Below are 14,956 nucleotides of genomic sequence, written 5' to 3'. Positions count from 1 at the left end.
TGTTTTATTTTTATTCTTGTATTAAAATTTGTATGAAATATTAGCTCCAAACGAAGTAGAAGTAAAGTTGCCATATACAGCGCCTCTTTCATCATATGCTTTTAAGTTGAAAACATTACTCACATATACAGAAAGCCTGAAACCACTTAAGAAATCCTTTGTTACCCTCAAATGAACATTATGCAGAGTTTTATTATACAGTCCTGAAAGTTTTTCAGCATCGGGTTTTAAAAATAAACTTTGATATTTCGGGTTTGTTCTGTCATTTTCAGGAATCATTTGCAATTCTCCATCATGTTTAAGATATCCTATCGGGTAAATATCATTAGCTCCTGTCAACATTCTGTCTGAAAGAAAATGATCCGTTCTGAGGCCGATAATCAATCCTGCATTTGCAAGATGATAGTCAAAGCTAAAGCTCGCTCTTGCCATGGAGCTTTTATTTCTGGAATCATTATAAATTCCATACTGGAAGTCCTTGTCCATAATTTCCGGTGCTTTGAATTTGTAAAGACCTTCATCCTTTTTACCGGAAGTTTCTACATAACTGGCATTGAAACCAATGACAAGATTAAGAGCTTCTATTTTCTTAAAGCTTGCCATTAATTCTAATCCTTTATCAGTAGATTCAAAGCCATTGACGATCCTGTTCTGGAGATAGTTAAACTTATCGGTTCCTACAATTTCAAAAGCAGGAATCTGTGTTCCTGAAATATTGACCTCCACCTTTGCTTTATCCATTATTTTAGGAACACTCATCGTTGTAAAACCATCAAATAATCTATTATAATAAGCGGTAAGATTAAAGGTTGCAAAAGGGAATCTGTAATCAACTCCAATTTCCGTTTTCCAGCTTCGTGAAGGTTTCAGATCAGAATTATCTCCCGGCGTAACTACGGTTTGCATGATGGCTGCGGAATAATATCCAGGTAAGCGGTAATCTCCTAACAGAAAATCAAAATATCTCGGTGATGTATATAGCTGATTAAGTGAAGGTGCTTTGGAGGTTAATCCTATTCCCCCTCTTACTGAAAATTTTCCCATCTGATAAGAGGTATTTACCCTGGGTGAAAATGTGGAATAAGAATTCTGAAGATCATAACGAAGACCTAAATTAGCTCTGAAAACATGCTTATTAGCAAAACTCTTCGTAATATTATCCTGAATATAAAATGCATATTGTTTACTTGAAAATACATTATCACGGTAATTAAAATCTCTCATTCCGTTGGATCCCTGTCCGGCGGTATTTATTGTTGTAAACTGTCCTGCTGTCCCATATCTTCCCTTTCCAAGATTATCTCCATACCGGAAGTTAATCCCCATGCTATACATATGTGCCCATTTAGAAGAGGTCACTTTACCTCCCGTGATACTAAGATTGGAATAAATATTCAGAGGTTTTCCATCAGCAAAAGCCTGGTTTTCATAACTGGGTGGTGTATACGGAGCATAATAAACATCATTCCCTGTAGCATTTCCATAAGGTCGTGCTCCCTGATTCAACCAATATCTGCGTTCTGTAAGTTGTGTGGCATAGCTGATCCCGATATCTGCACTGATTGATCTGAAAAAAAGTTTTCTATTCTTCTGACCAAAATTATAAGTGATGTTATTTCCTAATGAGAAACTTTTATTATCAATATTGATAACCATTCCATTGATATCATCGGGGTCTTTCTTTCCCTTACTGCTGTTGGTAGAAAATGAAGCAGAAAGTTTATTCCGGAATCCATTTTTACCACTTGACCAAAGAAGATTAACATTCGTTCTGTCATAACCTACCAGATTGGTTCTGGGATCAGAAAGTGAATTCATATAGTCTACAGAAGCATTTAAAGCATTATTCTGATTGATTTTGAACCCCTTGGTAAGTCCCACCTGATACGTTCCTTCCCTGAGAGAAGCATCCAATCGTAAGGGAGAAGGTCTTGCGGTTGTAGTCACTTTAATAAGGCCAGAGGTTAAATCTCCGTATTTGGCATCAGGAACACCTTGTACAACTTCTATACTTTCGATGCTTTCTGTTGGAATTTCTCTTAAGTCAACTCCATAATTGGGTTGTCCCGGAGTTAAATTTCCTCCACGGGTTGAAGTACTGAAATTGATTCCAAACGGACTGCTGTTGGCAGAATCATAGCTCTGCATATTTTCGTTATTGGATAAAGCGATATCATTCACCATTAATTGTACTCCAAATGCCCTGTTTCCAAAATCATCTCCACCGGGAATATTTCCGGAACTGGTAACAGAAGATCCGCTCGCCGTTCTGAAAACAATATTTTTAAACCGGGTATTGTCAAATTGTTGTACGTATTGACCGGGTAATTGCTGCAATACATCCCCGATAGAAAAAGATTGCAGATTTTGAAGGGCTTCCTGCTGAATTGCAATTTCAGAGAATTGCTTCTTTCTTGCCGTAAGCTGCACCCCTTCAATTCTTATCTCTGATCTTTTATGTGGAAATTCTTCAAGAGGAATAAATTTCAATTCAAGCTTTTCACCATCATTTATAACGATAGTTTCTTTTCTATCATTGGTATTATAAAAAGTAATCTGACATTTTCCTGTAAGAGAGGTAATATTGCCTTTTACTTCCATCAATTTACAATCCTTAATTCCATCCTGGAGGAGCTCAGCCCTCCTAAGCTTTCCATTGTGGAAAAATTCCATAGTTTGTGCAGACATGAATCCGCCTGCTGTTAGAAAAACAACACCTGCCAGTAACGATACTTTCACCCTTAGAATATTTAGATCGCAAAATTAATTATAATTATTCTAAATAAAAAAAAGATTTTTAAAATTATTTTAGTTATTATTTCTTAAAATAAATGAAAGTAAACATACAATTCCCCAAATAAAGAATAAATTTGATAATGGAAATTACCAACCCCATAGGTTGTAATTGTATTCTTGGATTTCAAAAAAAACGTTTTATTAATTTAGGAAGGAATTCCTCACCTGGTTTTAAACTATTTTAAGTTCCGGTAAAAAAAATTCCCTTCGCTAGCGCTCAGGGAATTCTTTATTTGTATTCAGAAATGATTATTCCTTAATAATTTTAGATTGATATTGATGTGTTCCATCATTGATTGAAATAATATAAATACCTGTTTTCAGCTTTTGTGCCTGCGCATTGATCTTATTATTTATTTCGTTTAAAGATCCTTTTACGGAAATAATCAATTTCCCTGTTATATCATACAATGCTGCTATCAGATTTCCTTTTGGATTTTTAATAGTAATAATCATCTTTTCTCCATTTTTTAAAGGATTCGGAGAGATGGCAAAATTATTATTTCTATCATCAACCTCATTTACTGCCAGATTCTCGGCCGGATATACCAATATTTTTTGACCGTTATACCCTACTGCATATACTTTCTGAGCATTGGAAGGAAAATCCACATATGTTTTTGCCAATGTTGTATCACCTGTTCCAACAATGGAAACACTGATCATTTGGTTGTTGGCATCATAAGTTTCAAATGCTACTGTGTTCACCCACTTCGTATTGTCTACTAATAAAAATTGTCCCTGAGCATTCGTTGTAATCTGAGCTCCAACTCCTGTCACTCCTGCAACAGGAAGAAGGTTTTTAAATGCATTTAAACTGTTTGCAGAAAGATAATTAATCACTGGTGATACAGGCTTTGCATATCCTTTAGATAAAATATATGATTTCACATCATCAATCATGCTTTGTGTGATGGTAAGCTGAGCCGTTGAGTAATCTGAAATGATTCCGTCAATAGGTATCAAAAAACCTGTATTCGTAAAGAAATCAATAAGATTTTCCTGCACTGCATCACATGTATTTTTTACAAAGTTCATGACCAATTGTCCTTGCGTAAGTTGCGACTCATCAGTATTTCTTACTTTTTCAGCAACGATTGCAAACCAGTGTGCGTAATCTACTCCTGTCACCGGAGCAGGTGGATTTTGTGTACTTTCATCAGACATATCTGTATCAAAATCAAGTCTTGGGGCTCCTTTGGAAGCGCCTGCCAATTGATAATACAATTCTAATTGCCAGAAAGGAATCAAACTTCTGAAATTTCCATCACGCGAATTCACATAATCTGTTCTGAACTGATCCATAATATTTTTTCCATTAATCTGTGTCTGGATAATAATTTCTCCAAATCTGTTTCCTGCCACTTTAGGAAAAGCACTTTTATCTGCTACTTCTCCTTCAAGCCTTGTAAATCTGTTGCTTCCTGCAGGGGAATACAAATTATAATACGCCCATAATGAATACAGATTATTAGTAATTTCTGTAGTTCCGATCCATTTTAACCCCGGTCTTATCTGATTGACGTGACCTAATTCGTGCCCCACTCCCCAGATATCCATCCCGCTTGCTGAAGCTGAATTTGAAAGTCCCCAGGTAAGATCTAAATGAGCACCCATACCTCCTGCAAACCAACCTCCGGTAGATTCTGTATATACTAACTGTCTGTTCTTTATATTTTTATTAAATGTAAAGAAACCCATCATCTCTCTTTCTGACTTTGTGATAGCATCATATTTATCAATCAAAGGCTGAGGATTTGAAAAATGAAAGCCACTTACCGCAAATTTATCAATTACCAGCTTTGTGTAATAGCCTTCAATATCAATTTTGGGATATACATCATTGGTAAGTATTTCCGTCCATTCAGAAGATGATGTTCCTTTTTTATAGATTCCATTTACTATTCCTCCTGTTATATTTACAGAAACTGGAGCTGCACTTACATCATCTGTATAATAAGAAATATATCCCAGTCCGGCGTTGCTAATGTTCAGAATATTGATTCCATTTTTCAATTCATAAGATTTTTCAGGAGAAGAACCTTCTGTAGCAAAGTCTCTTATTTTTAAATACACTCCATTGGCTGTTGTAATGTCTTTAGCAAAAACAATAACAGTCGTATTTGGCTGAAAAGCAATTCCGGTAGGGTTTTCATAATGATTATAGTTTCCTACTTTATATTGTACATTAATGGTATTGAGTGTTTTATATGCTGAAACAGTCTGAACCCGGTATTTTTTATGATAAGTATTATTAAATAGACATTGAGCTAAACCTTTAATAAATGGAGAAGCAATCGCATTGATATCCTGCTGGGTAACATTGGGTTTCAATGTACTGAAAACAGGATCATCAAAAATATTGGAATATGCTGAAAAATTTAAACTATTTGGATTTGTCTGGAAAAATTCCATTTCAGCACAACTCGCAAAATTATTTTTACCGTCAAGAACTTCAATTTTAATATTTAAAGGAGTAATTACTGAGGGGAAAACTACTGTTTTTATCGTATTGATCTGTCCGAAGTTATACGTTGAAATATCAATATAATTTGGATTTGAAATGGTATTATAACTTATCTTCACATTTCCGAAAAGTCCGTTTGGACCATCCTGTCTTGACGTATATCTTAAGTAATTAATAGCAGTCTGTCCGTCAAATCTATAAACTAAAGAAATCGGGAAAGTAGCAGCTGTTGCACTCCAATTACTGTGGTACAAAGTATTTGTATCACCGTCGAAAGATTTCTCAATATTTTCTCCCGGTTGAAAACTGGAAGCAGAAGACCCTGCAACTTGTGGCAGAACCTGAATATCATTATAAGATGAAAACTCACTTACAGGAAGAGTACACTCTGCTGTTACGGGATCTACCTGTTCAGAAGAATAGAACTCCATTTCTGCACAACTCGAAAAATTATTTTGAGCACTTAAAACATCTACTTTTATTACGGCTGGTTTGATAATAGATGTTGGTAAATCAATTGTTTTGGCGGTATTATCAGCCGCCCAGGTAATCACTCCTGCAATATCAGTGAAAACCGAAGGGTTTGCCTGTGTGGAATAAGAAATTTTCACACTTGTCCAGATTCCGTTGAGTCCGGTAGGTCTTGGTTTATACACCAACCTGTTAACACTTTTTACCCGATTTGAGAAATAAAAGCTTAACTGGTCAGGCATCGCCGTACTCAAATTATATCTTGAATGGTAAAGGGTATTGATATTATTATCAATAGTTCTATTGGCTTCCTCACCAGATTGCGCTGGTTGTAACGAACTCACAAATGCCACAGGCATCTTATATTGTGCAAAGAGTATTTGCACCCATAAAAACAATAAAAAAGTAAGATAATTTTTTTTCATAATATACTGTAATTAAAAATCAATGATTAGTGAATTAAAATACAAAATTATCTTTTTAAAATATATGAGAGGTGGGAAATTATCAAAAAAAGAAAAAAACTACAAAATTTAACACAAAAAATCCTCAAGTATAAACCTGAGGATTCAATTTATTTAAAAAAATCTATTATTATTTTACTTCTTCGAAATCTGCATCCTGTACATCATCCGCTGCTCCGGCATTACCTCCAGGGTTTTGAGCTCCTGCATCAGCACCTGGCTGTTGACCCGCTGCGTACAATTCTTCAGAAGCTGCCATCCATGCTGCATCTAATGCTTCAGTTTTAGCTTTTACATCATCAGCATTTTTAGCTTCGAAAGCTGTTTTCAATTCTCCGTGAGCTGCTTCTATTGCTGCTTTTTTATCAGCAGAAAGTTTTTCACCGAATTCTTTCAACTGCTTTTCAGTCTGGAAGATTAACCCATCTGCTTTGTTGAAAATCTCAACTTCTTCTTTTTTCTTAGCATCCGCTGCAGAATTTTCCTGAGCTTCTTTCTTCATTCTTTCGATTTCTTCGTCAGAAAGGCCTGAAGAAGCCTGGATTTTGATAGTCTGCTCTTTACCAGTTCCTTTATCTTTAGCAGATACACTTAAGATACCGTTAGCGTCAATATCGAAAGTTACTTCGATTTGAGGAACTCCTCTTGGCGCTGGTGGAATATCTGCAAGATCGAATCTACCAATCTCTTTATTATCGTTGAACATTGATCTTTCTCCTTGTCCTACTCTGATGCTTACAGCCGGTTGGTTGTCAGAAGCTGTAGAGAATACTTCAGATTTTTTAGTCGGGATAGTCGTATTCGCTTCAATTAATTTTGTGAATACAGAACCCATTGTTTCGATACCTAAAGAAAGCGGTGTAACGTCAAGAAGTAATACGTCTTTTACATCTCCTGTTAATACTCCTCCCTGAATAGCAGCACCAATAGCTACAACCTCATCCGGGTTAACTCCTTTAGATGGTTTTTTACCGAAGAATTTCTCAACTTCTTCCTGAATGATAGGGATTCTTGTAGAACCACCTACAAGGATTACCTCATCAATATCAGAAGTTGATAAACCTGCATCTTTTAATGCTTTAGCAACCGGCTCCATAGATCTTCTTACAAGATCAGCAGATAATTGCTCGAATTTAGCTTTAGTTAAAGTCTTCACTAAGTGTTTAGGACCTGTAGCTGTAGCCGTGATATAAGGTAAGTTGATCTCAGTCTGTGGAGAAGAAGATAATTCAATTTTTGCTTTCTCAGCAGCTTCTTTCAATCTTTGAAGAGCGATTGCATCTGATTTTAAATCTACACCTTCTTCAGCTTTGAATTCGTCAGCCATCCAGTTGATGATCACATCATCAAAGTCATCACCTCCTAAGTGAGTATCACCGTTTGTAGACAATACTTCAAATACACCGTCTCCTAAATCAAGGATGGAGATATCGAAAGTACCACCTCCAAGGTCGTATACTGCGATTTTCTGATCTTTATGATTTTTATCTAAACCGTAAGCTAGCGCTGCAGCTGTAGGTTCGTTGATAATTCTTTCTACTTTAAGACCTGCAATCTCACCAGCTTCTTTAGTCGCTTGTCTTTGTGCATCATTGAAGTAAGCAGGAACAGTGATTACCGCTCTTGTTACCTCTTGTCCAAGATAATCTTCAGCAGTTTTCTTCATTTTCTGAAGTGTCATTGCAGAAATTTCCTGTGGAGTATATTCTCTATCGTCAATTTTTACTTTTACGGTATCGTTTGGTCCGGCAACCACTTTATAAGGTACTCTTGTGATTTCAGAAGCATCATCTTTAAAGTGTGTTCCAATAAATCTTTTGATAGAGTAAACAGTCTTTGTTGGATTCGTTACAGCCTGTCTTTTTGCAGGATCACCTACTTTTCTTTCACCATCTTCTGTGAAAGCTACAATTGAAGGAGTTGTTCTTTTACCTTCTGCATTCGGGATAACAACAGGGTCTTTACCCTCCATTACAGCAACACAAGAGTTGGTTGTTCCTAAGTCAATTCCAATTATTTTACTCATAATATTTTATATTTTTTTCTAATTTCTAATTTAATTTACACTCTCAATTTCTCAATATCTATACCATTCAAAGATTTGTGACAAAATGACACAATAAAAATAAAAACCCTCACTGTACAGGGTTTTATTCAAATTAATATGGAAATATTTTCTGGCAGACTTCTTTACGGAAGCAGATTTGGCTCATTTATTTTCCATATCTTTAGGAAAACATACACATCACATGAAAAAAATCGGTTTAGCCATTATCTGCTGTCTTTTTCTATGTTTAGGAAAGGCACAAAACAAGAAAATACTTCCGCTTATTATTATTTCGACACAAAATACAGCACTTGTATATACGACAAATACTGAAAATCAACTTTCCCAATTATATTTTGGGCCCGTTTTAAAATCGACTGCCGACTACTCCATGATAAGGGCCAGTTCCTTACCGGCAATTACCACACAAGGAGCGACTACTGTTCGGGAACCTGCATTAGGTGTATTGCATGCCGACAAAAACCCTTCATTGGAACTTCAATACCTTAATCATACTGCAAAAAATGAAGAAAATATACAATCTACTGAGATTCAGCTTAAGGATCCTCAATATCCATTTTATGTGACATTGCATTTTAAAGCCTACCGGAATGAAAATGTCATAGAACAATGGACAGAAATAAAACATCAGGAAAAGAAACCCGTTGTATTGAAATACTATACTTCTGCATTTCTTCAGCTTTCTTCAGAAAACTATTATCTTACCCAATTTTCAGGGGGTTGGGCCAATGAAATGCGCATGCAGGAAAGCCTTCTCCCGGAAAGTATTCATAGTATAGAATCTAAACAAGGTACTCAGGGAACAGCCACTAACCTACCATCCTTTATGCTTTCAGTTGATCATCCGGCCAATGAAGAAAGCGGAAATGTATTGGCAGGAACACTGGCCTGGAGTGGCAACTTTAAATTAGGTTTCGAAAACATGCATTATAATGAAGAAACAGGACGTCTCCTACAAATTTTACCGGGTGTTAACAATTATATCTCCGATTATATTTTGTCTCCCAATACTTCATTTACTACCCCTTCCTTTATTTATACTTATTCTTATTCCGGAAAAGGCCAGGCTTCCAGAAATCTTCATCAATGGGCCAACAATTATGGAATTTACAAAGGAAAAGAAAACAAATCAACCCTACTTAACAATTGGGAGGCTACTTCTTTTAATTTTGATGAAAAGAAACTCATCAGCTTACTGGATGAATCACAAAGTTTAGGCGTTGATGTTTTTCTTTTAGATGATGGCTGGTTCGGAAACAAGTATCCACGAAATAGTGACAATGCCGGTCTGGGAGACTGGGAAGTTAATCACAAAAAACTTCCCAATGGCTTACCATTTTTGGTAAATGAAGCTAAGAAACGTAATGTAAAGTTTGGTATATGGGTAGAACCGGAAATGGTAAACCCTAAAAGTGAATTGTATGAAAAACATCCGGAATGGATTTTAAAACTTCCAAACAGGTCTGAAAATCTTCGAAGATCTCAGCTTGTATTGGATATGTCTAACCCGAATGTACAGGATCATGCTTTCAAGGTAATAGATAATATTCTTCTGCAGAATCCGGGTATTGCTTATATCAAATGGGATTGTAACCGCTATATGACCAATACTTTTTCAAATTATTTGAAAGAGAAACAAAGTAATCTTTATATTGATTATATTTTAGGACTTTATAAAGTGCTGCAAAGGGTACGGCAGAAGTATCCGGATATAGAGCTAATGTGGTGTAGTGGCGGTGGTAGTCGGGCTGAATATGGAGGTTTAAAATATGCCAATGAATTCTGGCCAAGTGACAATACCGACCCTGTACAAAGAATACTGATGCAATATGGGTACTCTCATTTCTTTCCTATGGGAATTCAATGCGCTCATGTAACCAGCTGGGGAAAACAGCCTCTGAAATATAAACTGGACGTAGCTATGAGTGGTAAACTTGGATTTGATATAAGGGTTAATGAGATGAATAGCCAGGAACTGAAACTATCTCAGAATGCTGTGAAAAATTACAAAAACATTCAGGACATTGTCAATACAGGTGAAATGTACCGGTTAATAGCACCTTACAACAATAATCAGGCAGCATGGATGCTCGTTGATCAATCTAAAAATAAAGCAGTACTCTACGCTTATACTCTACATACCCAATATGGGGACTATTTTGATCCTGTATATTGCAAAGGTCTTGACCCTGATAAAAAATACCAGCTGACAGAGCTTAATCTTGAAGATGAAAATAAACCACAGCTTTCCCAAAACGGGAAAATACTTTCTGGGGATTATCTTATGAAGGTGGGCCTGAAATGGTTTTTAAACGGAAGCATAAAAAGTAGTATTATTGAACTAAAATCCGTAAATTAAATCCACTTTAAACGGTACATAAATTTAATCAAAGTTTAACCTAAGAAATAGGGGTAGAAATTGTACGAATTATTATTTTTGATAAAATTATATACATTTAAGAATGTCTTTACACTTTAATCCACGAGATATTACATGGCTTGCTTTCAATGAAAGAGTTTTACAGGAAGCCATGGATGAAAAAGTTCCTTTGCATTTAAGAATACGTTTCCTCGGAATTTTCTCCAACAATCTGGATGAATTCTTCAGAGTACGTGTTGCCGGATTAAAGCGTGCCATGGATTTCAAGGAAAAAGTAATCGCTGAATCTTTCTATCAGCCTCCTTCCAAAATCCTTCAACGAATCAATGAGGTGGTCATGAGACACCAGCTGAATTTTGATAAAACCTGGAAAACAATTCAGACAGAAATGGCTGAACATAAAGTTTTTATTAAAACTGCCAAAAATCTGACCGCAAAACAAAAAGAGTTTGTCAGAAATTATTTTGATGAAGTAGTAGAATCTAATGTGATTCCTATCCTGCTTCATGAAAATACTCCCATGCCCTATATGCGCGACAAAAGCCTCTATCTGGGAGTTGCTATGAGAAAAAAAGACTGGCAGTATTCCAGCAACTACGCCATTATTGAAATTCCTTCCCGTTTTGTAGGTAGGTTCGTATTGCTGCCAACAGAAGATCCTGAAGAGAAAAATGTAATGCTTCTCGAGGATGTCATCACCTTCAACTTACCTCATATTTTCTCTTATTTCGGATATGATGAATTTGCAGCGAATGCTTTTAAAGTAACCAAAGATGCCGAATTGGATCTGGATAATGATATCCGCACCAACTTTGCAGAAAAAATAGAAAAAGGGCTCAAAAACAGAAGAAAAGGGAAGCCTACCCGTTTCGTTTTTGATAAAGATATGGATAAAGCATTACTGGAGCTTCTGATCCGTAAGCTGAACCTGACCAAAAAAGACAGTATCATCCCGGGAGGAAAAATCCATAACTTTAAACATTTCATGGATTTTCCGGATGTTTTTGAAAAGTATGAAAGACCTGTAGAAAGAACCTCGTTTACCCATCAGGCATTTGAACATGGAGAAAGAGTAACGGATGTCATTCTTAAAGAAGATGTACTTCTTACCTTCCCATATCACAAATACAACCCGGTGATCGACCTATTGCGTGAGGCCGCTATGGATCCTGATGTAAAATCGATACAGATCACTGCCTACCGTCTCGCCAGCAGCTCAAAAATTATCAATGCTTTAATTTATGCTGCCAGAAATGGTAAAGAAGTTACTGTCATGCTTGAACTTCAGGCAAGGTTTGATGAAGAATCCAATCTGGAATGGAAAGATATGCTCGAACCGGAAGGAATAACCGTACTTGTCGGAATTCCCAACAAAAAGGTACATGCTAAATTGTGTGTCATCAAAAAAAGAGCTCACAACAAAACGATTCAGTACGGATTTGTAAGTACCGGAAACTTTAACGAAAAAACAGCAAGAATCTACGGGGACCATTTACTTCTTACATCAGACCGGGGTATCATGGCAGACATCAATAAAGTGTTCAATGTACTGAAAAAACCAAAGGAAGATTTCATTTCAGTTTTGAAAACCTGTAAAAATTTACTAGTTTGCCCCCAGTTTATGCGTGAAAAGATTGTTCACCATATTGACAAAGAAATTGAAGAAGCAAAAGCAGGAAGAAAGGCCGAAATTATTGTAAAAGCCAACTCTTTAAGTGATCGGTTATTGATCGAAAAATTATATGATGCCGCAACGGTAGGAGTAACGATACGACTGATTGTGAGGGGAATTTACTGTGCCGTAAATCAAAAGGAATTTAAAGAAAAAATAAAAGCCATCAGTATTGTAGACGAATATCTGGAGCATGCCAGGGTGATGTATTTCTATAACAAAGGTTCAGAGGATATGTATATCTCTTCTGCCGACTGGATGACCAGAAACCTTGACTACAGGATTGAAGCAGCCGCTAAAATCACAGACAAAAATCTAAAAAAGGAATTAAAAGACATTCTTGACATTCAGCTCCGAGATAATGTAAAGGCAAGAATTCTGGATAAAAAACTGAGCAATGAATATATCAGAAATGACAAAAAAGAATGCCGTTCACAAATAGAAACCTATACTTATTTAAAAGCTAAAACCAACAAAAAATGAAGATAGCAGCGATAGACATAGGAAGTAATGCCGCCCGACTTCTTATCAATGAAGTAAAAATAAACAACAGAAAACCCGAATTCATTAAACTTAACCTATTAAGAATTCCTCTGAGGTTGGGAATGGATGTATTCACCATGGGAAAAATAGGCAATGAAAGAGAAAAGATGGTTATTGATTCTATGAAGATCTTCAGTGATCTGATGGAAATATATAAAGTAGACCATTACAGAGCCTGTGCTACAAGTGCCATGCGTGATGCCACCAACGGAAACGATATCATCAAACGCGTTCGGGAAACATCCGGAATTAATATTGAAATCATCTCCGGTGACGAAGAAGCAACTTTAGTTTTTGAAAACCATGTAGCAGAAGGCCTTGACAAAGAATTTGCCTATTTGTATATTGATGTAGGAGGCGGATCTACAGAACTTACGTTCTATGAAAACAACAAAATGGTATACGAAAGGTCTTTCAACATTGGTACCATCCGTCTTCTCAATAATCTGGTGACTTTAGATAACTGGAAAGAGATGAAAGAAGAAATCAAAAATAACATTGTCAGCAAAAAACCAATCGTGGCCATTGGTTCCGGGGGAAATATCAACAAAGTATTTTCCATGAGCAAAACCAAAGATGGAAAACCTATGTCCCTTTCTCACCTCAAAAAAGTGTATAAGGTTTTTAATGAACTTTCGGTAGAAGAAAGGATGACCAAATACTCTCTGAGAGAAGACAGAGCAGATGTATTGGTACCGGCTCTGAGTGTTTTCAACAATGTGATGTCCTGGGCAGATATCAACAGAATCTTTGTTCCGAAAATATCAGTAGCAGACGGTTTGATTCAGAATATCTATAATAAACTGCATCATAAAAAATAAGTTTTTAAAAAATCATAATCTGAAAGCCGGGCAATATTGTCCGGCTTTTATTTTTTCAGGAGCTTTTTCCCGCTTTCCGCTATATCTTTTTCGCCACTCTCCTGCCCTTCAGAAAAAGGATGCCGCTGCAATCGGGGCTAGGAAAATCACCTCCTGTACCACTTTAAACGTCATTGCGAACGAAACAAGCAATCAACTCAAACCCTATAGAATTTTTATTTTAAGTTTTGGCTAAAGCCAATGGATGGGTTATTTATTCCTAAAACGGGCTAAAGCCCGCTCCGTTCCTATTAATGCAAAATAAAAAGGTCTTTGACCTATTTTTTTCACTAACTTTAAAGTAAAACATCGCCGTAACCCGTTATACAACTATCAACAGCTAAACTATGGATACAATTAAAATAATTCTTACCGGTGCTACAGGAATGGTAGGCGAAGGTGTTTTAATGGAATGTCTCGAAAACCCGAATGTTTCGGAAATCCTGAGCGTCAGTAGAAAACCCTCCGGAAAAACCCATCCAAAATTGAAAGAATATCTCATTTCCGACTTTTTATCAATAGACATTCATGATGAAAATCTAAAAGGATTTGATGCTTGTTTCTTTTGTGCAGGAATCAGCAGTGTGGGGATGAATGAAGAAGACTACACCAGAATTACCTATGACACCACCATACATTTTGCCAATGCTGTTTTGAACCAAAATCCGGAAATGGTTTTCAATTATGTTTCAGGGGCAGGCACTGATCGTACAGAAAGCGGAAAAGTAATGTGGGCAAGGGTAAAAGGCAGAACAGAAAATGCTTTAAAGAAAATGGATTTCAAGGCTGCTTACAATTTCCGTCCCGGATTCATGAAACCTGTTGAAGGCCAATTGAATGTAAAATGGTTCTTTAAACCTTTTATTTGGTTTTTTCCTGTTTTGTTACCGTCAAAATCATTAACTTTACACGAAGTGGGTAGAGCAATGGTCAACGCAGTACAAAAAGGATACCCTACCTCCACTTTAGAAATTAGAGATATTAAAAATTTAGCAATATGAGAGACATGTTAAAAAGAATTGTTCTGGTTATTTTTGTACTCTTGGTTCTGACTGCTATTTCAGGATTTTTCTACATGCAGAAACATCCGCTGGAAGGAAGTAAATCCGGAAAGATTTTGAATTTACTGAGTCAGCCCTCAAAATAACCCGATTCTATAAAAACACTTTGATCTGTAGTATTTCGATATCATCTTTTATTTGTAAAACACTATTTTTTAAACATTTCTTAAAATT

At 36.2% G+C, this 14,956-nt stretch carries 8 protein-coding genes; 5 read left to right on the top strand and 3 right to left on the bottom strand.

Annotated features, from left to right (window positions below; all coding sequences use genetic code 11):
- Positions 1-21 precede the first annotated feature (21 nt).
- The 3 genes from C1631_RS10840 to dnaK form a co-directional block, all read right to left on the bottom strand.
- Positions 22-2,739 carry a TonB-dependent receptor plug domain-containing protein gene (locus C1631_RS10840; protein WP_228441160.1) on the bottom strand — a complete coding sequence of 906 codons (2,718 nt, stop codon included), beginning with the start codon at positions 2,737-2,739 and terminating at the stop codon, positions 22-24.
- Positions 2,740-3,045: 306 nt separating this feature from the next.
- Positions 3,046-6,159 (bottom strand): M60 family metallopeptidase, encoded by a 3,114-nt coding sequence (locus C1631_RS10835; RefSeq protein ID WP_109712085.1) that lies wholly within the window; start codon positions 6,157-6,159, stop codon positions 3,046-3,048.
- Between the two features lie 169 nt (positions 6,160-6,328).
- Entirely contained in the window at positions 6,329-8,224 is a 1,896-nt protein-coding gene (gene dnaK / locus C1631_RS10830; RefSeq protein ID WP_103248472.1) for a molecular chaperone DnaK, read from the bottom strand.
- 223 nt (positions 8,225-8,447) lie between these two features.
- On the opposite strand from dnaK, the gene C1631_RS10825 reads away from it, so the two are divergent.
- The 5 genes from C1631_RS10825 (at position 8,448) to C1631_RS24025 (ending at position 14,868) form a co-directional block, all read left to right on the top strand.
- On the top strand, positions 8,448-10,625 hold the full coding sequence (locus C1631_RS10825; protein ID WP_109712083.1) for an alpha-galactosidase: 2,178 nt from the start codon (positions 8,448-8,450) through the stop codon (positions 10,623-10,625).
- Positions 10,626-10,728: 103 nt separating this feature from the next.
- On the top strand, positions 10,729-12,801 hold the full coding sequence (gene ppk1, locus C1631_RS10820; RefSeq protein ID WP_103248214.1) for a polyphosphate kinase 1: 2,073 nt from the start codon (positions 10,729-10,731) through the stop codon (positions 12,799-12,801).
- Positions 12,798-13,682 (top strand): Ppx/GppA phosphatase family protein, encoded by an 885-nt coding sequence (locus tag C1631_RS10815; RefSeq protein WP_103248215.1) that lies wholly within the window; start codon positions 12,798-12,800, stop codon positions 13,680-13,682. The genes ppk1 and C1631_RS10815 overlap by 4 nt, the downstream gene beginning before the upstream one ends.
- Before the next feature lie 386 nt (positions 13,683-14,068).
- A complete protein-coding gene (locus tag C1631_RS10810) occupies positions 14,069-14,722 on the top strand; it encodes an NAD-dependent epimerase/dehydratase family protein (RefSeq protein ID WP_103248216.1) in 654 nt (217 codons plus the stop codon).
- Positions 14,719-14,868, top strand: coding sequence for a hypothetical protein (locus C1631_RS24025; RefSeq protein WP_165828273.1), 150 nt, complete (start codon positions 14,719-14,721; stop codon positions 14,866-14,868). Before C1631_RS10810 ends, C1631_RS24025 begins: the two co-directional genes overlap by 4 nt.
- Positions 14,869-14,956 lie beyond the last annotated feature (88 nt).

This window comes from Chryseobacterium phosphatilyticum (genome assembly GCF_002899825.2).
Lineage (GTDB): Bacteria > Bacteroidota > Bacteroidia > Flavobacteriales > Weeksellaceae > Chryseobacterium > Chryseobacterium phosphatilyticum.
The sequence above is the reverse complement of the archived record's forward strand: the minus strand, read 5'-3'. Positions and strand labels throughout refer to the sequence as shown.

Excerpts from the sequence above, each read along its gene's own strand:
- C1631_RS10835 (WP_109712085.1), bottom strand. The coding sequence starts at position 6,159 with ATGAAAAAAAATTATCTTACTTTTTTATTGTTTTTATGGGTGCAAATA.
- C1631_RS10825 (WP_109712083.1), top strand. The coding sequence starts at position 8,448 with ATGAAAAAAATCGGTTTAGCCATTATCTGCTGTCTTTTTCTATGTTTA.
- dnaK (WP_103248472.1), bottom strand. The coding sequence starts at position 8,224 with ATGAGTAAAATAATTGGAATTGACTTAGGAACAACCAACTCTTGTGTT.
- ppk1 (WP_103248214.1), top strand. The coding sequence starts at position 10,729 with ATGTCTTTACACTTTAATCCACGAGATATTACATGGCTTGCTTTCAAT.
- C1631_RS10815 (WP_103248215.1), top strand. The coding sequence starts at position 12,798 with ATGAAGATAGCAGCGATAGACATAGGAAGTAATGCCGCCCGACTTCTT.
- C1631_RS24025 (WP_165828273.1), top strand. The coding sequence starts at position 14,719 with ATGAGAGACATGTTAAAAAGAATTGTTCTGGTTATTTTTGTACTCTTG.
- C1631_RS10810 (WP_103248216.1), top strand. The coding sequence starts at position 14,069 with ATGGATACAATTAAAATAATTCTTACCGGTGCTACAGGAATGGTAGGC.